At 72.8% G+C, this 20,991-nt stretch carries 19 protein-coding genes; 14 read left to right on the top strand and 5 right to left on the bottom strand.

The window, feature by feature from the left end; all coding sequences use genetic code 11:
- The first annotated feature begins 182 nt into the window (after window positions 1-182).
- Both ACFVYR_RS23925 and ACFVYR_RS23920 read left to right on the top strand, forming a co-directional pair.
- A complete protein-coding gene (locus tag ACFVYR_RS23925; RefSeq protein WP_384260806.1) occupies window positions 183-1,211 on the top strand; it encodes an NlpC/P60 family protein in 1,029 nt (342 codons plus the stop codon).
- Between the two features lie 38 nt (window positions 1,212-1,249).
- Window positions 1,250-2,452 carry a hypothetical protein gene (locus tag ACFVYR_RS23920; RefSeq protein ID WP_384260804.1) on the top strand — a complete coding sequence of 401 codons (1,203 nt, stop codon included), beginning with the start codon at window positions 1,250-1,252 and terminating at the stop codon, window positions 2,450-2,452.
- Here ACFVYR_RS23920 and ACFVYR_RS23915 read toward each other — a convergent pair.
- Window positions 2,409-3,647, bottom strand: a complete 1,239-nt coding sequence (locus tag ACFVYR_RS23915; protein ID WP_384260801.1) for a glycosyltransferase 87 family protein — start codon at window positions 3,645-3,647, stop codon at window positions 2,409-2,411. The two genes, ACFVYR_RS23920 and ACFVYR_RS23915, sit on opposite strands and share 44 nt — an antisense overlap.
- Window positions 3,648-3,774: 127 nt before the next feature.
- Between ACFVYR_RS23915 and ACFVYR_RS23910 the strand changes: the two genes are divergently transcribed.
- Window positions 3,775-4,917 (top strand): glycosyltransferase family 4 protein, encoded by a 1,143-nt coding sequence (locus ACFVYR_RS23910; RefSeq protein WP_384260799.1) that lies wholly within the window; start codon window positions 3,775-3,777, stop codon window positions 4,915-4,917.
- Between the two features lie 324 nt (window positions 4,918-5,241).
- Here ACFVYR_RS23910 and ACFVYR_RS23905 read toward each other — a convergent pair whose 3' ends face one another.
- The gene (locus ACFVYR_RS23905; protein WP_384260796.1) at window positions 5,242-7,038 is read right to left on the bottom strand and encodes an AMP-dependent synthetase/ligase; all 1,797 of its coding nucleotides are present in this window, start codon (window positions 7,036-7,038) and stop codon (window positions 5,242-5,244) included.
- Window positions 7,039-7,337: 299 nt separating this feature from the next.
- On the opposite strand from ACFVYR_RS23905, the gene ACFVYR_RS23900 reads away from it, so the two are divergent.
- From ACFVYR_RS23900 to ACFVYR_RS23875, 6 genes are all read left to right on the top strand, one after another.
- Complete coding sequence (locus ACFVYR_RS23900; protein WP_384260794.1) at window positions 7,338-8,108, top strand: metallophosphoesterase; 771 nt, start codon at window positions 7,338-7,340, stop codon at window positions 8,106-8,108.
- Window positions 8,109-8,181: 73 nt separating this feature from the next.
- On the top strand, window positions 8,182-8,622 hold the full coding sequence (locus tag ACFVYR_RS23895) for an SRPBCC family protein (protein ID WP_384260791.1): 441 nt from the start codon (window positions 8,182-8,184) through the stop codon (window positions 8,620-8,622).
- Window positions 8,623-8,771: 149 nt separating this feature from the next.
- Window positions 8,772-9,950, top strand: a complete 1,179-nt coding sequence (locus ACFVYR_RS23890; RefSeq protein WP_384260788.1) for an ArsA family ATPase — start codon at window positions 8,772-8,774, stop codon at window positions 9,948-9,950.
- Window positions 9,951-10,024: 74 nt separating this feature from the next.
- Window positions 10,025-10,501, top strand: coding sequence for a DUF5304 domain-containing protein (locus tag ACFVYR_RS23885; RefSeq protein WP_384260786.1), 477 nt, complete (start codon window positions 10,025-10,027; stop codon window positions 10,499-10,501).
- Window positions 10,502-10,553: 52 nt separating this feature from the next.
- Window positions 10,554-11,507 (top strand): ROK family glucokinase, encoded by a 954-nt coding sequence (locus ACFVYR_RS23880; protein WP_384260783.1) that lies wholly within the window; start codon window positions 10,554-10,556, stop codon window positions 11,505-11,507.
- A gap of 119 nt (window positions 11,508-11,626) precedes the next feature.
- Entirely contained in the window at window positions 11,627-12,388 is a 762-nt protein-coding gene (locus tag ACFVYR_RS23875; protein WP_384260781.1) for an endonuclease/exonuclease/phosphatase family protein, read from the top strand.
- A 32-nt stretch (window positions 12,389-12,420) separates the two neighbouring features.
- Here ACFVYR_RS23875 and ACFVYR_RS23870 read toward each other — a convergent pair whose 3' ends face one another.
- Both ACFVYR_RS23870 and ACFVYR_RS23865 read right to left on the bottom strand, forming a co-directional pair.
- Window positions 12,421-13,044, bottom strand: a complete 624-nt coding sequence (locus tag ACFVYR_RS23870; protein ID WP_384260779.1) for a hypothetical protein — start codon at window positions 13,042-13,044, stop codon at window positions 12,421-12,423.
- Complete coding sequence (locus ACFVYR_RS23865; RefSeq protein ID WP_384260776.1) at window positions 13,037-13,816, bottom strand: alpha/beta hydrolase; 780 nt, start codon at window positions 13,814-13,816, stop codon at window positions 13,037-13,039. Before ACFVYR_RS23865 ends, ACFVYR_RS23870 begins: the two co-directional genes overlap by 8 nt.
- Window positions 13,817-13,960: 144 nt before the next feature.
- On the opposite strand from ACFVYR_RS23865, the gene ACFVYR_RS23860 reads away from it, so the two are divergent.
- The 5 genes from ACFVYR_RS23860 to ACFVYR_RS23840 all read left to right on the top strand — a co-directional run bounded on the left by ACFVYR_RS23860 (window position 13,961) and on the right by ACFVYR_RS23840 (window position 18,999).
- Window positions 13,961-14,716 carry a lysophospholipid acyltransferase family protein gene (locus ACFVYR_RS23860; protein WP_384260774.1) on the top strand — a complete coding sequence of 252 codons (756 nt, stop codon included), beginning with the start codon at window positions 13,961-13,963 and terminating at the stop codon, window positions 14,714-14,716.
- A gap of 51 nt (window positions 14,717-14,767) precedes the next feature.
- The gene (macS, locus tag ACFVYR_RS23855) at window positions 14,768-16,012 is read left to right on the top strand and encodes a MacS family sensor histidine kinase (protein ID WP_384260771.1); all 1,245 of its coding nucleotides are present in this window, start codon (window positions 14,768-14,770) and stop codon (window positions 16,010-16,012) included.
- Window positions 16,013-16,086: 74 nt separating this feature from the next.
- A complete protein-coding gene (locus ACFVYR_RS23850; protein ID WP_384260842.1) occupies window positions 16,087-16,731 on the top strand; it encodes a response regulator in 645 nt (214 codons plus the stop codon).
- Window positions 16,732-16,887: 156 nt separating this feature from the next.
- Entirely contained in the window at window positions 16,888-17,925 is a 1,038-nt protein-coding gene (locus ACFVYR_RS23845) for a 6-phosphofructokinase (RefSeq protein WP_384260769.1), read from the top strand.
- 69 nt (window positions 17,926-17,994) lie between these two features.
- Window positions 17,995-18,999 carry a 2-hydroxyacid dehydrogenase gene (locus ACFVYR_RS23840; RefSeq protein WP_384260767.1) on the top strand — a complete coding sequence of 335 codons (1,005 nt, stop codon included), beginning with the start codon at window positions 17,995-17,997 and terminating at the stop codon, window positions 18,997-18,999.
- Here the strand turns inward: ACFVYR_RS23840 and ACFVYR_RS23835 are convergent.
- Window positions 18,942-20,831 (bottom strand): anthranilate synthase family protein, encoded by a 1,890-nt coding sequence (locus ACFVYR_RS23835; RefSeq protein ID WP_384260764.1) that lies wholly within the window; start codon window positions 20,829-20,831, stop codon window positions 18,942-18,944. The genes ACFVYR_RS23840 and ACFVYR_RS23835 overlap by 58 nt on opposite strands.
- Window positions 20,832-20,991 lie beyond the last annotated feature (160 nt).

Genomic DNA, 20,991 nt, shown 5'->3' with positions numbered 1-20,991 from the left:
GGCAACTCCCGCTGACCGCACGCCCCGTTGATGACCTGCGTCAGAGACGGGGCGTCGGCCTTTCCGCACCCTTTCCGCACCCCGCCGGGTCTTTGGCCGCCGTGTGGTCGCACGGCTACTGTCGGCGCGCATTCCCCCGGGGCAGCCGGGGGGTTCGTCAGCGGAAGGGAGAGCGGCTTCCCGTGGGGTCCCATCGCCGTCCCGCACAGCCCGGTCTCGACCGGAGTGCACGCGTCAGTGTCCTTTCGGCGGCAGCGGCCGCCGCGGCCGTCGCCCTCGGCGGCGCGCCCGCGGGCGCCGCGCCGCAGGACAAGCCGTCCGAGACCCGGGCCAAGGTGGACCGGCTCTACGAACAGGCCGAGCGCGCGACCGAGCTGTACAACAAGGCCGACGAGCAGGCGGACAAGCTGCGCGCGCAGGTCGAGCGGGCCAAGGACAGCGTCGCGCGCGGCCAGGAGCGCATCAACGCGATGCGCGGCGCGCTCGGCGCGCTCGCCGGGGCCCAGTACCGCGCCGGCGCCATCGACCCCTCGCTGGCCCTGATGCTCTCCTCCGACCCGGACGGCTACCTGGAGCGGGCCTCGGTCCTCGACCGCGTCAGCGCCCGCCAGGCGGGCGAACTGACCGATCTGCAGCGGGCCCAGCGCGGCCTCGCGCGAGAGCGCGCCGAGGCGGGCCGCAAACTCGCCGAGCTGGAGAAGAGCCGCACCGCCGTCGCCCGCCACAAGCGCACCGTCGAGCACAAACTGGCCAGGGCCAGACGGCTGCTCAACTCGCTGTCGAGCGACGAACGCGAGGCGTACAAGAGGTCCTCGCGCGACGGTGGACGCGATGAGCTGCCGGAGGCCGGGGGCGCCGCGTCCTCCTCGCGGGCCGCCGCCGCCGTCGCCGCCGCGCGCTCCGCCATCGGCCGCCCCTACGTGTGGGGCGCCAACGGGCCCTCCGGATTCGACTGTTCCGGCCTCATGCAGTGGTCGTACGCCCAGGCAGGGGTCGGCCTGCCGCGCACCTCGCAGGCCCAGCGGTACGCGGGCCGCCAGGTCCCCCTCTCCCAGGCGCGCCCCGGTGACCTGGTCGCCTACCGCGACGACGCCAGCCACATCGGGATGTACATGGGCAACGGCCAGGTGGTGCACGCCCCCTACCCCGGAGCGGCGGTCCGCTACGACCCCGTCGGCATGATGCCGGTGTCGTCCGTGACGCGCATCTGACCGGCCGCCCGCGGGCCGGGCCCCGTACGATCGGGAAGGTGGCTGGTCACAGACGTGGGTCGGGGGCGCTGGCGCTGTGCGTCGCGTTCTGCCTCGCCGTGCTCGCCGGCTGTGGCGGCGACCCGGTGCCGGACGCCGCCGCCGGTGATGTGCGCAGGCTCCTGGAGCGGCGCGCGCAGGCGGTGCTCGACGGGGACGAGAAGGCGTACGACAGGACCGAGCGGCCCGCGAAGGGCGCCGCGGACCTCTTCGCACGCGTCGACGACGTCCCGCTGGACTCCTGGGAGTACCGGCTGACCCGCCTCGACCGCTCGGGCGCGCGGGCCACCGCGAGCGCCGAACTCCGCTACCGCGTCAAGGGCTACGACCGCGCGCCGGTCACCGCCGAGCGCACGCTGTCCCTCCAGCGGCACGGCGGGCAGTGGTACGTCGCCGCCGAGCGGCCCGCGAAGAAGTCCGGCGAGCAGCTCTGGGACCAGGGGCGCGTGCGCGCCGAGCGCGGCGCGCACAGCCTCGTCCTCGGGGTCGGCCAGAGCGCCGCCGAGCTGCGCGCCCACCGTGAACTCGCCGACCGGGCGGTGCCCGCCGTCCAGGACGCCTGGCCGGGGAAGTGGCCGGGCCGGGTCGTCGTCCTCGTGCCCCGCTCCCTGGACGCCATGGCGGAGCTGCTCGGAGCGCCCGCCTCCGGGTACCGGGGGATCGCGGCGGTCACCACCGGCGAGGCGGGCACGTCGGGGCGGGCACCGGCCGACCGGATCATCGTCAACCCCGAGGCGTACGGAGTCCTCGGCGACTTCGGCAAGCAGGTCGTCCTCACCCACGAGGCGACCCACGTCGCGACCCGCGCGAAGACCTCGGGGGCCACCCCGCTGTGGCTCTCCGAGGGCTTCGCGGACTGGGTGGGCTACCGCGGCACGGGGCGCACCGCGGCGCAGGCCGCCCCCGAGCTGCGGCGCGCGGTGCAGCGCGGGGAGCTGCCCGGCGCGCTCCCCGAGAACCACGACTTCGGCTTCGCGGGGAGCGCCACGCGGCTCGCCGGTGCCTATGAGGGCGCCTGGCTGGCCTGCCGGATGATCGCGGAGCAGTGGGGCGAGCGGAAGCTGATGGATTTCTACCGGGCGGTGGGGGAGCGCGGGAAGCGGGCGGGGGCGGTCGCGGACGCGCTGCGGGACGTCCTGGACACGACGCCCGACGACTTCACGGCGCGCTGGCGTACGTATCTGCGTGCGGAGCTTGGCTGAGCTGCCCCGGCACCGGCTGCCGCACCGCGCGGCGCGGCTCCGACACGCTCTGGCGCCACAGGTTCCGGCAGGCCAGCAGGGTGGCCGCGACCAGCAGGCCGTTGCGTACGAGGAGCAGGCAGACGCCCAGCGGATCGCTGGCCACCACGTGCGAGAACCAGACGGGGAACTCCAGGAACGTCACGAACGTCGCCCCGAGGACGAGCCGTACCGGGACCGCCATCCGGCTCGTGCGGAAGGCCAGGCAGACGGCGGCGCCCCCGACCAGCCACAGCATGTACTGCGGGCTGATCACCCGGCTCGTGGCGGTGAAGAGCAGTACGGCGACGAAGGCGGCGTCCGCGGGCGTACTCGCCGACCATGCCCGGGCCCGCAGCCGCCACACCAGGAGCCAGCAGAACGCTGCCACCGTCAGGAGCTGTGCCGCCGTGCTCACCGGTGTCACGTACGGGCCGAGGAATTCCACCGAGCCGTAGTTGAGGCGCACGTCGCCCCGCCAGCCGAGGTGCCGCGCGACGTGGAAGAAGAGGGCGCCGAGCGACTCCACCTCCGTGCCGCGGTCGCGCTGGAAGGTGAGGAACGCGAGCGCGCCCGGCATCGCCACCAGGAACGCCAGCGTGAGGGCGAGGGCGGTGCCCGCGGCGGCGGTCCAGGACCGCCGGGTCGCCCGCCCGCGCACCGCGCCGACCAGCAGCAGCACCGGCCACACCTTGAGCAGCGCCCCGAACCCCGCGAGCGCCCCCGCCGTGCGCGGGTGCCGCGCCCCGGCGAGCAGCGCGGCGACCGCTACGGCGGTCACAAGGACGTCGTAACGGGCGTACACGGTGGGTCCCAGCAGGGCCACGCCCACGACCCACACCCACGCGCCCCGCGGCGACCTGCCGGGCCGCCGTCCCGCGTACAGGAGCAGCCCGCACGCCGCCGCGTCGCAGAGCAGGGCCAGCGTGAAGAAGGCCGGGGCGTAGCCGAGGAAGGGGAGCAGGGCGGGGGAGAGGACCGCGAGGGCGGCGGCGGGCGGGTACTGCCAGGTCACGTCGTCGAGCGGGAAGGTGCCTGTGCGCAGGACCTCGTACCAGCCCTGGTAGATGACGGAGACGTCGCTGGTCACGTCCGGGCCGGGGACGGTGAGCACGCGCAGGACGCAGAGCAGCAGGACGGTCCTGGTCAGAACCCAGACGGTCAGGATGCGTGCCATGCGCGCCTCGCCCCTTTTTCCCTACTTCATTGCGATACGGGGAGCCATGATGCCGGGCGGGGCCGGGGCGGGGCGAAGAGGCTGGGCCGTGCGGGGCCGCCGACGGCTTTCGGTACTGTCGTGCGCGATGCACAAGACCTTGATCGTCACGAACGACTTCCCGCCCAGGCCCGGTGGCATCCAGGCGTTCCTGCACAACATGGCGCTGCGCCTGGACCCCGAGCAGCTCGTCGTCTACGCCTCCACCTGGAAGCGCGGCCCCGAGGGCGCCGAGGCGACGGCCGCCTTCGACGCCGAGCAGCCCTTCCGGGTCGTACGCGACCGCACGACGATGCTGCTGCCGACCCCGCGCGTCACCCGCCGCGCGGTCTCGCTCCTGCGTGAACACGGCTGTACGTCGGTGTGGTTCGGGGCGGCGGCGCCGCTGGGCCTCATGGGTTCCGCGCTGCGCAGGGCCGGGGCGGAGCGGCTCGTCGCCACGACCCACGGGCACGAGGCGGGGTGGGCCCAGCTGCCCGCCTCGCGTCAGCTGCTGCGCCGGATCGGTGAGTCGACCGACACGATCACCTATCTCGGCGAGTACACGCGCTCACGGATCGCCGCGGCGCTGACCCCCGCCGCGGCGGGGCGCATGGTGCAACTGCCGCCCGGCGTCGACGAGAAGACCTTCCACCCCGGCTCCGGCGGCGCGGAGGTACGGGCGCGGCTCGGCCTCACCGACCGGCCCGTCGTGGTCTGCGTCTCCCGCCTGGTGCCGCGCAAGGGGCAGGACACGCTGATCCTCGCCATGCCGCGGATTCTGGCGGGGGCGCCGGACGCGGTGCTGCTCATCGTCGGGGGCGGGCCCTATGAGCAGGACCTCCGCAAACTCGCCGCCGAGACCGGCGTCGCGGACTCCGTGCGCTTCACCGGGGCGGTGCCGTGGGCGGAACTCCCCGCGCACTACGGCGCGGGCGACGTCTTCGCCATGCCGTGCCGGACGCGGCGCGGTGGCCTCGACGTGGAGGGCCTCGGCATCGTCTACCTGGAGGCGTCCGCGACCGGCCTCCCCGTCGTCGCCGGTGACTCCGGCGGGGCGCCGGACGCCGTCCTTGACGGGGAGACGGGCTGGGTCGTCCCCGGCGGCGCCCCCCGGGAGACGGCGGACCGCATCGTCACCCTGCTCGGCGACGGGGAGCTGCGGGCGCGGATGGGGGAGCGGGGACGGGCGTGGGTGGAGGAGAGATGGCGCTGGGACCTCTTGGCGGACCGACTGAAGGAACTCCTGTAACACGAACGGCCCGCCCCGCCATCGTGGCTTGTCGCGCAGTTCCCCGCGCCCCTGAACAGCGGCTGCGCCGCTCCAGGGGCGCGGGGGCAGGGAAGCGGGGCGAAGCCCCGGCTTCAGGGGCGCGGGGAACTGCGCGAGCAACCACGTACGACCGAGAGTCGCCCTGCAAGCTCGCCTCCACGGCGAGTGGTGCGCGAGCAACCACGTACGACCGGGAGTCGCCCTGCAAGCTCGCCTCCACGGCGAGTGGTGCGCGAGCGACCAGCCACAACCGAGAGCCGCCATCCGACACCGCCCCCACGCCACGTGGGCGCCCCGCCAACGCTACCCGCGGTAAATCGCCTCGATCTCGTCCGCATAATCCTTCGCCACAACATTCCGCTTCAGCTTCAGCGACGGCGTCAGATGCCCCGACTCCTCCGTGAACTGGGAGCCGAGGACGCGGAACTTCCGGACGGACTCCGCCTTGGAGACCGCCGCGTTGCCGTCATCCACCGCCCCCTGGATCGCGGCGAGCAGATCCGCGTCCTCACGCAAGGACGCCGCCGTGGAGCCGGCCGGCTTCCCGTGCTCCGCGGCCCAGCGGCCGAGGAACTCGTCGTCGACCGTGACCAGCGCGCCCACGAAGGGGCGGCCGTCGCCGACGACCATGCACTCGGCGATCAGCGCGTGCGCGCGGATGCGGTCCTCGATCACGGCGGGGGCGACGTTCTTGCCGCCCGCGGTGACGATGATCTCCTTCTTGCGGCCGGTGATGCGCAGATAGCCGTCCTCGTCGAGCGTGCCGATGTCACCGGTGTGGAACCAGCCGTCGGCGAGCGCCTCTTCGGTCGCGCCCTCGTTGTTCCAGTAGTGGGAGAAGAGGTGCTCACCGTGGAGGAGGACCTCGCCGTCGTCGGCGATGCGGACCACCGAGCCCGGCAGCGGCTGGCCGACCGTGCCGATCTTCTGACGGTCCCACGGATTGAAGGCGGTGGCCGCACAGGACTCCGTCAGACCGTACCCCTCAAGGACCGTGAAGCCGATGCCGCGGAAGAAGTGGCCGAGGCGCTCACCGAGCGGCGCGCCGCCGGAGATCGCGTACTCACCGCGTCCGCCGAGCACCGCCCGCAGCTTGCTGAAGACCAGCTTGTCGAAGACCCGGTGCTTGATCCGCAGGCCGAGGGACGGCCCCGACGGCGTGTCGAGTGCGCGGCTGTACGCGATCGCCGTGTCCGCGGCCTTGTCGAAGATCTTGCCCTTGCCGTCGGCCTGCGCCTTGGCGCGCGCCGAGTTGTAGACCTTCTCGAAGACGCGCGGCACGCCGAGGACCATGGTCGGCCTGAAGGACGCCAGTTCGTCGGTGAGGTTCTTGACGTCGGGCGCGTGGCCGAGCTTGATCGGCGCCATCAGCGCGGCGACCTCGACGAGCCGTCCGAAGACGTGCGCGACGGGAAGGAAGAGCAGGACCGAGCACTCGCCGGTACGGAAGAGGGGCTTGAGGCGCTCCACGACGTTCCCGCACTCCGCGAAGAAGCTGCGGTGGGTGAGCACGCAGCCCTTGGGGCGGCCCGTGGTGCCCGAGGTGTAGACGATCGTGGCCGGGTCGTCGGCACCGGCCGCCGCGCTGCGCTCGTCGACGGTCTCGTCCGGCACGTCGGCGCCCGCGCGGTGCAGCTCGTCGACGCCGCCCTTGTCGATCTGCCAGACATGGGCGAGCGCGGGCAGCCGGTCGTGCACGGACTCGACGGCCGCGGCGTGCGCGTCGAGCTCCACGACGCAGGCGACGGCGCCGGAGTCGCCCAGGATCCACTGGATCTGCTCGGCCGAACTCGTCTCGTACACCGGCACGGTGACCGCGCCCGTGCTCCAGATGGCGAAGTCGAGAAGCGTCCACTCGTACCGCGTGCGGGACATCAGGCCGACGCGGTCGCCGGGGCGCACGCCCGCGGCGATCAGGCCTTTGGCGGTGGCGCGCACATCGGCGAGGAAGGCCTTGGCGGTGACGTCCTGCCAGCGCCCTTCGACCTTGCGGCCGATGACGGCGACATCCGGGTGCTGCGCGGCATTTCTGCGGACGATGTCGGTCAGATTGCCGTCCGCAGGGACCTCGTACAGGGCCGGAAGGCTGAACTCGCGCAAGACTGCTGCTCCTACATAGGGCGCCGGCGCCACGACGTTGTGTGCTGCGACGGTGCGGTCCAAGATCGGGCAGGCGCTCAGTCGAGATGAGGGGCTGAGCACTACTGGACTGCCCGGACGTTACCCATCGGTATGGCTTGTTCGGTAGGGGGGCGGGCCCAGATGTTCGGTGCGTCACACGTCGCTGTTGTCTGCGTCGCACAGTACGCCACGCTCTTCCCGACTCGGAAGTAACCGCAGGTCCGGCCGCTGCCCTGGGCCCCTACCCTCCGCGCGGGCACCGTCCTAGGGTGATCGGCATGCCAGCTTTCCGGGTCAACGTGGTCAGTGACGTGCACGGCAACGCCGAGGGTCTCGCCCGCGCGGGGGACGGCGCGGACGCGCTCGTCTGCCTCGGCGACCTCGTGCTCTTCCTCGACTACGCGGACCACTCGCGCGGCATCTTCCCCGACCTCTTCGGCGCAAAGAACGCGACCAGGCTGGTGGAACTGCGCACCGCCCGCCGTTTCGAGGAGGCCAGGGAGTTCGGCGGCCGGCTGTGGGCGGGCGTGGACCGGGGCGCGGCGATCGAGCGCGCCGTCCGCAAGCAGTACGCCGAAATGTTCGCGGCCTTCCCCACCCCGACCTACGCCACCTACGGCAACGTCGACATCCCGGCCCTGTGGTCCGAGTACGCGAGGCCCGGCACCACCGTCCTTGACGGCGACCGGGTCGAGATCGGCGGCCGTGTCTTCGGGTTCGTCGGCGGCGGGCTGCGCACCCCGATGCGTACCCCCTACGAGATCAGCGACGAGGAGTACGCCGCCAAGATCGAGGCGGTCGGCGAGGTCGACGTCCTGTGCACGCACATTCCGCCGGACGTCCCCGAGCTCCTCTACGACACCGTGGCCCGCCGCTTCGAGCGCGGCAGCCGCGCGCTGCTCGACGCGATCCGCAGGACCCGCCCCAAGTACGCCCTCTTCGGCCACGTCCACCAGCCGCTGGTCCGGCGCATGCGCGTCGGCGCGACGGAGTGCGTGAACGTCGGGCACTTCGCCGGGTCCTCCCGGCCCTGGGCCCTGGAATGGTGACGGCGCGGCGCGCGGTAGCCTTCACGCGGTACGTACACGCCCATCCCGGACCGCATCTGGAGGAGCCACAGCGATGGCCGAACACACCAGCTCGAGCATCACGATCGAGGCGGCACCGGCCGAGGTGATGGGAGTGATCGCCGACTTCGCCCGCTATCCGGACTGGACGGGAGAGGTGAAGGAGGCCGACGTGCTGGCCACCGACGAGCAGGGCCGCGCCAAGGAGGTCCGGCTCGTCATGGACGCCGGCGCGATCAAGGACGACCAGACGCTCGGCTACACCTGGACCGGCGACAACGAGGTCAGCTGGACCCTCGTCAAGTCCCAGATGCTCCGCTCCCTGGACGGCTCGTACCTCCTGAGGCCCGTGGGCTCCGGCACCGAGGTCACCTACCGCCTCACCGTCGACGTCAAGATCCCCATGCTCGGCATGATCAAGCGCAAGGCCGAAAAGGTCATCATCGACCGAGCCCTGGCGGGCCTCAAGAAGAGGGTCGAGTCCAAGGAAGCCTGAGAGGGGAAGCAGGGCGAAGCCCTTGCTTCCAGGGGCGCGGGGAACCGCGCGAGCAACCACACCCGGCCGAGAGCCGCGAACGAGCAGCCTCTCCCACGGCGAGTGGGCGCCCCCGCCCCCACCCCCGGCCTGACGTACCGTTCACCCTTATGCGCACCCTCCTCGTCACCGGCCCCGGCGGCTCCGGGCGGACCACGCTCGCCGCGGCCACCGCGCTCGCCGCCGCGCACGCCGGGCACCGGGTCCTCGTGCTCTCCGCCGACCGTGCCGACACCCTCGGCGCGGTGCTCGGCGGGCCGGACACGCACCCCGGGCTCACCACCCGGCGGCTCGCCCCCGACGACCGCTTCCGCGACGATCTGGTCGCCCTGCAGGAACGTGCCTCCTCCGCCCTGGACCTGCTCGGCGCCGAGCGGCTCGACGGCGAGGAGCTGACCCCGCTGCCCGGGGCCGAGGAGCTTGCCCTGCTGCGCGCCCTGCGCGACGCCGGCGCGGACGACGCCCACGACACGCTGATCGTCGACCTGCCGCCCACCCCCAGGGCCCTCGCGGCCCTCGCCCTCCCCGAGCAGCTCCGCCGCTACCTGCGCCGCCTGCTCCCGCCCGAGCGGCAGGCGGCCCGCGCCCTGCGCCCCATGCTCGGCCGCCTCGCGGGCGTCCCCATGCCGGCCGCCTGGCTGTACGAGAGCGCGGCCCGCCTCGAGGACGAGCTCGCCGCCGTCCAGCGCGTGATCGAGGCGCCCACCACCACCGTCCGGCTGACCGCCGAGCCGGGCCCCGCGGGCGCCGACGCCGTCCGCGCCGCCGCCACCGGCCTGGCCCTGCACGGCCTGCGCACCGACCTCCTGATCGCCAACCGGATCCTCCCGGACGCGAGCGCCGACACCTGGCTGGCCGGGCTCTGCGCGCAGCAGCACAAGACGCTGGACGAGTGGGAGTCGGCGTACGACCACGTCGGCAGGGTTCCCCACCTCGGCCGCGACCCCCGCGGCGCCGAGGACCTCGAAGCCCTCGGCCTGACGGCGCCCGGCCCTGCCCCCGCCCCCGTCACCTGGCCCGTCACCGAAGCCTCCGGCACCATCACCGACGCCTCCGGCGACGGAAGCCACGCGTACGTCTGGCACATCCCGCTCCCCGGCGTCGGACGCGACGAGCTCGGCCTGATCCGGCGCGGCGACGAGCTCGTCGTCACCGCGGGCCCCTTCCGCCGCATCGTCACCCTGCCGTCCGCGCTGCGCCGCTGCACGGTGGCGGGGGCCGGACTGCGCGAGGGCGAGCTGCGGGTGCGGTTCGCGCCCGATCCGGCTCTGTGGCCGCGCGGGAACTGAACCTCGCCGTGACCCGGCCCCGCGCCCGCACGGCCGGTGAACACGGGACCGCCATTCGGGTAACGTCGAGTGGTATGAGCGATGCCACCGAGCGCGAAGCCTCCGAAGTCGACGCCGACGCCTGGGAGCAGGCGTGCGCCGAGGATCTCGCGGCCGAGCAGGCCCGCCGCCGCGCGCAGTACGGCACCCCGGCGGGGTCGGCCGCCGAGGAGCTGCTCAAGCTCGTCGACGCCGTCTCGGAGAAGCTCTCCGGGCTACGGTCGCCGCTGCTCGGCGCGGTCGCGCAGGGCGCCGTCGAGCAGACCCTCAAGCAGGTCGTCCGGGAGGCGAAGGCCGTCGTCGAGCCGGTCATCGAACGCAACCCCGACGTCTTCGACCACCTAGCGGCGGCCGGCTCCGAGCTGCTCGCCGCCTACCGCTCGGCGGCCCGGGGCCAGGAGGGCCGGTGGACCCGCGGCGACGGTCCCGACGGCGGCGCGAAGGGCGCCGCGGACTCCCCGGAGCGCCGGGACGAGGGCCCCGCGGCCGGCGAACACATCGATCTGGACTGACCCCCCTCGGGTACGGTGGGCCGTAGCGGGGCTCGATCGAACTGAGGGATTCATGGGACTCACCATCGGCGTCGACATCGGCGGCACCAAGATCGCGGCCGGAGTGGTCGACGAGGACGGCAACATCCTCTCGACCTTCAAGGTGCCGACCCCTGGGACTTCCGAGGCCATCGTCGACGCGATCGCCTCCGCCGTGGCGGGCGCGCGGGCCGGGCACGAGATCGTCGGTGTCGGCATCGGCGCCGCCGGCTACGTCAACCGCCAGCGCTCCACGGTCTACTTCGCGCCGAACATCGACTGGCGGCAGGAGCCGCTGAAGGAAGAGGTCGAGAAGCGCGTCGGCCTGCCGGTCGTCGTGGAGAACGACGCCAACGCCGCGGCCTGGGGCGAGTACAAGTTCGGCGGCGGCAAGGGCCACCGCAACGTCATCTGCATCACGCTCGGCACTGGTCTCGGCGGCGGCATCATCATCGGCAACAAGCTGCGCCGCGGCCACTTCGGTGTGGCCGCCGAGTTCGGCCACATCCGGATGGTGCCGGACGGCCTGCTCTGCGGCTGCGGCAGCCAGGGCTGCTGGGAGCAGTACGCCTCGGGGCGCGCCCTCGTGCGGTACGCCATGCAGCGGGCGAACGCCACTCCCGAGAACGCCGAGTACCTCCTCTCGCTGGGTGACGGCACCCCCGAGGGCATCGAGGGCAAGCACATCTCGATGGCCGCGCGCCAGGGCGACCCCGTCGCCATCGACTCCTACCGCGAGCTGGCCCGCTGGGCGGGCGCCGGCCTCGCCGACCTGGCGTCGCTCTTCGACCCGTCCGCGTTCATCGTCGGCGGCGGCCTCTCGGACGAGGGTGAACTGGTCCTCGACCCGATCCGCAAGTCCTTCAAGCGCTGGCTCGTCGGCGCCGCCTGGCGCCCCGAGGCCCAGGTCATCGCGGCCCAGCTGGGCAACGACGCGGGGCTTGTCGGCGCGGCGGACCTGGCGCGGGAGCCTGATCCCGTCATGTGACGCGGTCGCCATGCGGCCCGGTGACGGGGGCGCCGCCCATCGCGCTGCGCGCTCGTCATCAAACGCCGGACGGGCTGGGATTTCCCCGGCCCGTCCGGCGTTCGCGTATCTTGATCGTCATGCCGAAGAGCCCGCTCTCTACGCTGCCCAACTCCTGCACCGAAGCCGATGGTTCGGCCGTCATCCGGGTGCTCAGCTACAACATCCGCTCGATGCGCGACGACACCGCCGCGCTCGCCAGGGTCATCTCCGCCTGCGCCCCCGACCTCGTCCTCGTCCAGGAGGCCCCGCGGTTCTTCCGCTGGCGCAAGAAGCTGGCCCGCCTCGCGCGCGCGGCCGATCTGGTGATCCTCTCCGGCGGCGGCACCGCGGCGGGCCCCGCGCTGCTCTGCTCCCTGCGCGCCACGGTCGAGCGCACCGAGGACGTGCTGCTCCCGCTCACCCCGGGCCTGCACCGGCGCGGCTTCGCCACCGCCGTCGTACGGTTCGGCGGCGCCAGGATCGGCGCCCTCAGCGCTCACCTCAGCCTGCAGGGCGAGGAGCGGTACGCGCAGGGCGGGATGCTCCTCGACCGGCTCGCCGGGATGGGCGTGGAGCACGCGGTCGCGGGCGGCGACCTCAACGAGCGGCCGTCAGGACCGACGTTCCGCAGGCTCGCCGACGGGCTCCAGGACTGCTGGTCGGCGCGGCCCTGGGGCGGCGAGCACACCTCGACGCCTGCCGACCCGCACCAGCGCATCGACGCGCTCTTCGCCACGCGCGGCATCGAAGTACTCGGCTGCGGCGTGCCGTTGGACCTGCCCGGGGTGAGCGAGGCGGACCTGCGGGCGGCCACGGACCACCTGCCGGTCCTGGCCGCCCTCAGGGTCCCGGCGAGCTAGGTTTCCTGCCCCCGGGGGGAGGGCGCAGGCTCTCAGACGACGGCGCCGCGCCCCGGGTCGTCGTTCTCCTCGTCGTCGCCGCTGTTCATCCGCACCACGAGGGTGGCGAAGCCGCCCAGGAAGCCGCCGATGCCGAGCGTGGTCAGCCACCAGGTCATCTGCCAGCCGAACAGCACCGCGAGCAGGATGAGCAGCGGGCCGCCGAGCACGGCGAGCCAGGCGAACTTGGCCGTCACGTCGGCCTCGGGCAGCGGCGGCGGCTCCGGAGGCACGAAGTGCCCCTCGTCGTCGGCGTCGAAGTCGCTCTCGGAGGGCTCCGGCGCGGTGTAGTCGCGCGGGCCGCCGACGCCGGGCGCGAACGAGACGGAGCTGCCGAGCGGCTTGTCGGGGCCGGACTTGTCGTCCGGCGATTCGGTGGGGGCCTTCGCCGGGCCGCCCGCCGTGCCGTTCGTCTCGCTCTCCAGGAGCGCCAGGTCGTCGACCGACTTGAAGGGCTTGGCGCCCGGCGGATCCGCGGGCTCCTCGCCGTACCCCGCGACGATCGCCTGCCAGGCGGCGTCCTCGTCCAGGGGCAGGCCCCCACCGGGTGCCGCGCCCTCGGGGATCTTCTCGGGCTCGCGGCTCTCGTCGCGGTCCGCCGCCTCGTGCTCAGCCACCGGTGGCCGTCCCTTCCTTACCGACACTGGGGGCGATCCGGCCGACGAACGTGTGGCTCTCCTCGAAAATCCGGTCCGCGTCATAGTCCAACGTCGCGACGTGGTAGCTCTGTTCCAGCAGGATCTCCGTGACGTCCGTGGAGGAGACGCGGCCGAGGATCCGGGCCGAGTCGGCGGGCGGCACCACATGGTCGCGCGGGCTGTGCAGCACCATCAACGGCTGGGTGACCTGCGGCAGTTCGGCATCGACGAGACGGAAGAAGCGGCGCAGCGAGTGCGCGGCGTGCAACGGGATCCGGTGGTAGCCGACCTCCTCGGAGCCGGGCCTCGCGATGTCGCTGACGATGCCCTTCGTGCTCGGCAGGAGGTGCCGGGCGACCGGCAGCGCGTGGGCCGCGAGACCGTGCACCTTGTTCCCCGGGTTGACCAGGACGAGACCGCTGACCGCGTCCCCGTGCTTCGCGGCCAGGCGCAGCGCGAGCGCCCCGCCCATGGAGAGCCCGAACACGAAGACCCGCGCGCACCGGTCGAGGAGGTTGTGCAGCTCGCGCTCCACCTCCGCGTACCAGTCCTGCCAGCCGGTGGCCTGCATGTCCTCCCAGCGGGTGCCGTGCCCGGGAAGGAGCGGCAGCGAGACGGTGAGGCCGCGCTCCGCGAGGTACTCGGCCCAGGGGCGCAGCGACTGCGGGGATCCGGTGAAGCCGTGGCAGAGCAGGACGCCGACCTCGCCGCCTTCGTGGCGGTACGGCTCGGCTCCGGGGAGGACCGGCACTTCGGTCTCCTTCGTGTGAGGTGGGAGTACTTCACCGTACGCGACCGGACTGACACCGACCAGGGTCGTCGGGCCCATTGGCGCTACCGCGGGTTAAGGTCTGATCCACAGATACAGGAGGCACTCGGTTTGATCTACGGCGCAATGAAGGTTGCCATCGGAGGGCCGCTGAAGCTCGGCTTCAGGCCCTGGGTGGAGGGCCTTGAGAACGTTCCCGCCGAGGGCCCCGCGATTCTGGCCAGCAACCACCTCTCGTTCTCGGACTCCTTCTTCCTCCCCGCGGTCCTCGACCGCAAGGTCACCTTCATCGCCAAGGCGGAGTACTTCACCTCGCCGGGCGTGAAGGGCAAGCTCACCGCGGCCTTCTTCAAGGGCGTGGGACAGCTGCCCGTGGACCGCTCCGGCGGACGCGGGGCGGGCGAGGCGGCCATCAGGAGCGGCATCGAGGTCCTGGAGCGCGGCGAGCTCTTCGGCATCTACCCCGAGGGCACCCGCTCGCCCGACGGGCGTCTCTACCGCGGCAAACCGGGTGGCCTCGCGCGTGTGGCGCTCGCCACCGGCGCCCCCGTGCTCCCCGTCGCGATGATCGACACCGAGAAGATCCAGCCGCCCGGCAAGGTGCTGCCGAAGCTGATGCGGCCCGGCATCCGGATCGGCGAGCCGCTCGACTTCCGGCGCTACCAGGGCATGGAGCAGGACCGCTTCGTGCTGCGCGCGCTGACCGACGAGGTCATGTACGAGATCATGAAGCTCTCCGGCCAGGAGTACGTCGACATGTACGCGACGGCCGCCAAGCGCCAGATCGCCGACGCGGCCAAGGCCGCGAAGGCGGCCGAGAAGGCGGCGGAGCAGAGCGCGGAGAAGACCGCGGAGCAGGACGCCGGGAAGAAGGCGGGCTAGCCGAGAAGCAGGCGGGCCGGGGGACGGGCGTCGCGGGGGGAACCGGGGGAGATGGCCAGGCGAGAGCAAGTCATGAGGATGTCGGTCGAGCAGCCGCTGTGGCGTGCGCTCACCGCCTACCGCGTACTGACGATGCTGTACGCGATCGGCCTCTTCGTCGCCGCGCACGAGAAGCTGGACCGCCCCTGGCTCGCGGTCGCCTACTACGCGGTGCTCGCCCCCTGGACCCTCGCCACCCTGCCCCGCGTCGCGAACGCCGCGAGCTGCACCCGGCGGTTCCTCTTCGCGGACCTGACGGTCGCGATCGCCGGCATCCTGCTCACCCCCCTCGCCGACTCGCAGCAGCGGATCGCCGACGGCGGCCCGACGCTGCCCTCCATATGGACCGCGGGCTCCGTCCTGGCGTTCGCGATCAAGGGCGGCTGGCGCTGGGCGGCGTCGGCGTCCCTCCTCGTGGGGGTCGCCAACGTGGTGCAGCGCGGCGCGTTCAGCCGGGACACCCTGCACAACGTCCTGCTGGTCTGCATCGCCTCCATCGCCATCGGGTACGTCGTCGAGCTGGCCCGCGCCTCCGAGCGCACCCTGGCCCGCGCCCTGGAGATAGAGGCCGCCACCCGCGAGCGCGAACGGCTCGCCCGCGACATCCACGACAGCGTCCTTCAGGTCCTCGCCATGGTGCAGCGGCGCGGCACCGCCATCGGCGGCGAGGCCGCGGAGCTCGGCCGCCTCGCCGGTGAGCAGGAGGTCGCGCTGCGCACCCTGGTCGCCGGGGGCATGGTGCCGGCGTCGCGCGTGTCGGAGGACGCCTCGCAGGGTGCTGTCGTACGCGCCGTCGAGGTGCCGGACGACGCCGAACGGGACGACGGGACCCCCTGTGACCTGCGCTCGCTCCTCGTCGCGCACGCGGGGGCGAAGGTCACGCTCTCCGAGCCCGGGGCGCCGGTGCTCCTCGCGCCGGGGGCCGCGAGGGAGCTGGCGGCCGCTGTCGGCGCCGCCCTGGACAATGTCCGCAGGCACGCGGGCGCACAGGCGCGCGCGTGGATCCTGGTCGAGGACGAGCCGGGCGAGGTCATCGTGACCGTCAGGGACGACGGCCCCGGCATCCCGGAGGGGCGGCTCGCGGAGGCCGAGGGGGAGGGGCGGCTCGGGGTGGCCCTGTCGATCCGGGGGCGGCTGCGGGACATCGGGGGCACGGCCGAGCTGATCTCGGTGCCGGGCCAGGGGACGGAAGTGGAACTGAGAGTGCCGCGCGAAGAGGCGCGGGACGCGCGGGGGAAGGCGGGAAAGGCGAGATGAACGAGCAGCAGAGGCAGGAACCGGCCACGACCCGGGCCACGGAGGGCGCGGCGGCGGCAGGACCCGTCAAGGTCATGGTCGTCGACGACCACCCCATGTGGCGCGACGCCGTCGCCCGCGACCTCGCGGAGGCGGGCCTCGACGTGGTCGCCACGGCGGGCGACGGTGAGCAGGCGGTGCGCCGCGCGCAGGCCGCGGGCCCCGACGTCCTGGTCCTCGACCTGAACCTCCCGCTCAAGCCGGGCGTGCAGGTCTGCAAGGAGCTCGTCGCAGGCAACCCGGCGCTGCGCGTCCTGGTCCTCTCGGCGAGCGGCGAGCACGCCGACGTCCTGGAGGCCGTCAAGTCCGGCGCCACCGGCTATCTCCTGAAGTCGGCGTCGACCGAGGAGCTGATCGACGCGGTCCGCCGCACGGCCGTCGGCGACGCCGTCTTCACCCCGGGCCTCGCGGGCCTCGTCCTCGGCGAGTACCGCCGCCTGGCCACCGAGCCCGCGGCCGGCACCCCCGACGACCCGAAGGCCCCCCGGCTCACCGACCGCGAGACGGAGGTACTGCGCCTAGTCGCCAAGGGCCTGAGCTACAAGCAGATCGCCGAGCGCCTGGTCATCTCGCACCGCACCGTGCAGAACCACGTCCAGAACACCCTGGGCAAGCTCCAGCTGCACAACAGGGTGGAGCTCGTGCGGTACGCGATAGAGCGGGGCCTCGACGACGCGTGAGCGCGAAGCCGCCGCCGCGAAACCCCTCGTACGAGTGAAAGTGCTTGATCAACTGCCCTGCGCCACAAGGGAATTGACCATTCGCACCATCCCTGAGTGACCTGGATCACCATTAGCGTGACTCGCATCAGGTCACTGAGGCGAAGGGACATTTCCATGGGGGCCAAGAAAATTGGCGTACTGACCGGAGGCGGCGACTGCCCCGGGCTCAACGCTGTCATCCGGGGCATCGTCCGCAAGGGCGTGCAGGAGTACGGCTATGACTTCGTCGGCTTCCGGGACGGCTGGCGCGGTCCGCTGGAGGGCGACACCGTCCCGCTCGACATCCCCGCGGTCCGCGGCATCCTGCCGCGCGGCGGCACCATCCTCGGCTCGTCGCGCACCAACCCGTTCAAGGCGGAGAACGGCGTGCGCCGCATCAAGGAGAACCTCGCCAAGCAGGAGGTCGACTCGCTCATCGCGATCGGCGGCGAGGACACCCTCGGTGTCGCCGCGCGCCTCACCGACGAGTACGGCGTCCCGGTCGTCGGGGTCCCCAAGACCATCGACAACGACCTCTCCGCCACCGACTACACCTTCGGCTTCGACACCGCGGTCGGCATCGCCACCGAGGCGATCGACCGGCTCCACACCACCGCCGAATCGCACATGCGCGTCCTCGTCGTGGAGGTCATGGGCCGCCACGCGGGCTGGATCGCGCTCCACTCGGGCCTCGCGGGCGGCGCCAACGTCATCCTCATCCCCGAGCAGCGCTTCGACGTCGACCAGGTGTGCGCGTGGGTGACCTCGCGCTTCAAGGCGTCGTACGCGCCCATCGTCGTCGTCGCCGAAGGGGCGATGCCCAAGGACGGCGAGATGGTCCTCAAGGACGGCACGCAGGACTCCTTCGGGCACGTCAGGCTCTCCGGGGTCGGCGAGTGGCTGGCCAAGGAGATCGAGGGGCGCACCGGCAAGGAGGCGCGCACCACGGTCCTCGGCCACGTCCAGCGCGGCGGCACCCCCAGCGCCTTCGACCGCTGGCTCGCCACGCGCTTCGGACTGCACGCGATCGAGGCCGTACGGGACGGCGACTTCGGCAAGATGGTCGCGCTCCAGGGCACCAACGTGGTCCGGGTCCCGATCGCGGAGGCCACGGCCAAACTGAAGACGGTGGACCCGGCGCTGTACGCGGAGGTCGGGGTGTTCTTCGGCTGAGATCCTGTGCCCGGCGGGACGGCCCCCGCTCCGGGTGCCGTCCCGTTCGGCGCTCCTTAGACTCGCGCCATGGAGATCCTCGCGTTCGGCGTGCAGTCCGACGAGAAGCCGCTGATCGAGAAGGCCTTCGAGGGGCACCACGACGTCCGCTGCCTCGACGTGTTCCTGAACGAGGACACCGCCCCCATCGCCGCCGGTTACGAGGTCATCTCCTCCAGCGTCAACGCCACCCTGAACAACCGCGTCCTGCAGAGCCTCGCGGCCGGCGGGACGCAGATGATCGCCCAGCGCTCCACCGGGTTCAACAACATCGACCTGCGGGTCGCCGAGCGCCTCGGCCTGACCGTCGCCCGCGTCTCGTACTACTCGCCGTACTCTGTGGCCGAGTTCGCCTGGACCCTTGCCATGGCCGTCAACCGCCGCATCGTCCGCGCGAGCAACCGCACCCGCGACTTCGACTTCCGCCTCGACGGCCTGATGGGCCGCGACCTGCGCGGCCGCACCGTCGGCGTGCTCGGCACCGGCAAGATCGGCGAGGCGTTCACCCGGATCGCGCACGGCTTCGGCATGCGGCTGCTCGGCTGGGACGTCGCCGAGAACCCCGCCTGCCTCGGGCTCGGCATGACGTACGTGGAGCGGGACGAGCTCCTCGCCGAGGCGGACCTCGTCAGCCTGCACGTGCCGCTGCTCCCCTCCACCCAGCACCTCATCGGCGCCGACGCGCTGCGGATGATGAAGGACGACGCGATCCTGGTGAACTCCAGCAGGGGCGGCCTGATCGACACCAAGGCCCTGGTCGAGGAGTTGCGCGCGGGCCGCTTCACGGGTGTGGGCCTCGACGTGTACGAGGCGGAGGCGGGCCTCTTCTTCCTCGACAAGTCCCTGGAGGTCGTCGAGGACGACACGCTGGCCCGCCTCGTCACCTTCCCCAACGTCGTGGTCACCTCCCACCAGGCGTACTACACCGTGGACGCGGTCGGCCAGATCATCGACACCACGGTGAGCAACGTCCTCGACTACCTCGCGGGCCGCCGCTCCGAGAACGTCCTCGTCCCGGCCCCGGCCAGGAGCTGACCGAGCAGTTCCCGCACGATCCGGGCCCCGCTCAGCGTCAGCACCGACTCGGGGTGGAACTGCACGCCCGCGAAGGACGGCGCGCGCAGCGCGTGCACCTCGCCGCTGGCCGCGTCCCTGCTGACCTCGACGCCGTGCGCGGCGAGCTCCACCGCCGCGTCGTCGTCGCAGCGCGCCACGAAGCTGTTGTAGAACCCGACGGTCTCGGGCCGCCCGAACAGCTCGATGTCCGTCTGCGCGCCCTGGTAGGGCACTTCCTTGCGCACGATCTCCAGGCCCAGCTCGGCCGCGATCAGCTCGTGCCCGAGGCAGACGCCGAGCACGCCGTGCCCATGGGTACGGACGACCTCCGCGGCCAGCGAGCGCAAGAAGCGCATCTTCGGGTCGGTCAGGTCGGACGGGTCGCCCGGCCCCGGGCCGAGCACGACGGGACCCTCGTGGGCGAGCACCGCCTCCCGCAGCCCCTCCTCGTCGTACCGCCGGACCGACACCGCGAGGCCCGAGGAGCGCAGCACGTGCGCGAGCATCGCGGTGAACGTGTCCTCGCCGTCGACGACGAGGGCGTGCCCCGCCAGGTCGCTCGCGGGCTCCTGCATCCGCAGCCAGAACGGCGCGAGCGATGCCCGCCGGCCGTCGAGCGCCGCCCGCACCCGCGGATCGTCGGCGAGGGCGGGCCCCGCGTCGCCCGCGCGCGGACGCCCCGGACGTACGCCCAGGGCGGCGAGGACCCCGGCGGCCTTCGCATGGGTCTCGGCGACCTCGCCCATCGGGTCGGAGCCGCGCACCAGCGTGGCGCCCACCGGCACCCGGAGCCGCCCGGCCGCGGTGATGTCGGCGGTGCGGATCAGGATGGGGGAGTCCAGGGTCTGCGCGCCGCCCGCGTCCCTGCCGACGAGGGCGAGGGCGCCCGCGTAGTAGCCGCGGCCCCCGCTCTCGTGGCGCTCGATGACCCGGCAGGCGTTCTGCACGGGCGATCCGGTGACGGTCGCCGCGAACATCGTCTCCTTGAGGACCTCCCGCACGTCCAGGGACGACCTGCCGCGCAACTCGTACTCGGTGTGTGCGAGATGGGCCATCTCCTTCAGGCGCGGCCCGATCACGACACCGCCCATGTCGCCGACCGTGCACATCATCTTGAGCTCCTCGTCGACGACCATCGACAGCTCCTCGATCTCCTTGCCGTCGGCGAGGAAGGCGAGCAGACCCTCCGGGGTGGGCCCGTCGGCGGGGTAGCGGTAGGTGCCGCTGATGGGGTTCATGACGACGGTCCCGCCGGACATCCGCACATGGACCTCGGGGCTGGCCCCGACGAGCGTGCGCTCGCCCGTGTGCACCACGTACGTCCAGTACGCGCCCCGCTCGCCGACGAGCAGCCGCCGGAAGAGCGCGAGGGCGTCGGCCCGGCCGAAGCCCGGGATCCCACCCTCGTACGTACGCCGGATGACGAAGTTGGCGCCCTCGCCCCGGCCGATCTCCTCGCGCAGGACCCGCCCCACGATGTCCGCGTACGCCGCGTCGTCCACGTCGAAGGCGCCGCCCTCGACCCGCACCTCGTGCGCGGGCAGCGCCGCAAGGGCCTCGGCGAGCGGCAGCTCGTGGCGCTCCTCGGGGGTCAGGACGGTCAGCGGCGTGCCGTCGTCGCGTACGTCGAAGCCGCGCTCCCTGATCTGCCGGAACGGCACGAGCGCGAGGCCCTCCGGGATGTCCGCGAGCCGTTCGTACGTGCCCGTCGGGCCGATCAGGACCTCGACCGTGTCGTGGTCGCGGCCCGGGGTGCGGCGGCGCAGCAGGGCGAAGGGGCGGTCGTCGGACAGGAGGTCGGTGAGCTGCATCGTTTCGGTTCCTTCTCACTGGGGAGAGGAACGGCCCGCCCCCGGGAAGTCCCCGGAAAACACTGAAGGCCGCCCCTCGGGCGGCCTTCGCGAGTCTGTGTGCGCGCAGAGTCAGTGGGCCGCCGGATGAGCGGGCCACCACCAGTTCGACATCGTCGTC

The sequence above is a fragment of the Streptomyces sp. NPDC058284 genome (assembly GCF_042881135.1).
Taxonomy (GTDB): Bacteria; Actinomycetota; Actinomycetes; order Streptomycetales; family Streptomycetaceae; genus Streptomyces.
Note: the sequence above shows the minus strand (reverse complement) of the source record. Positions and strands in the feature narration are given on the sequence as shown.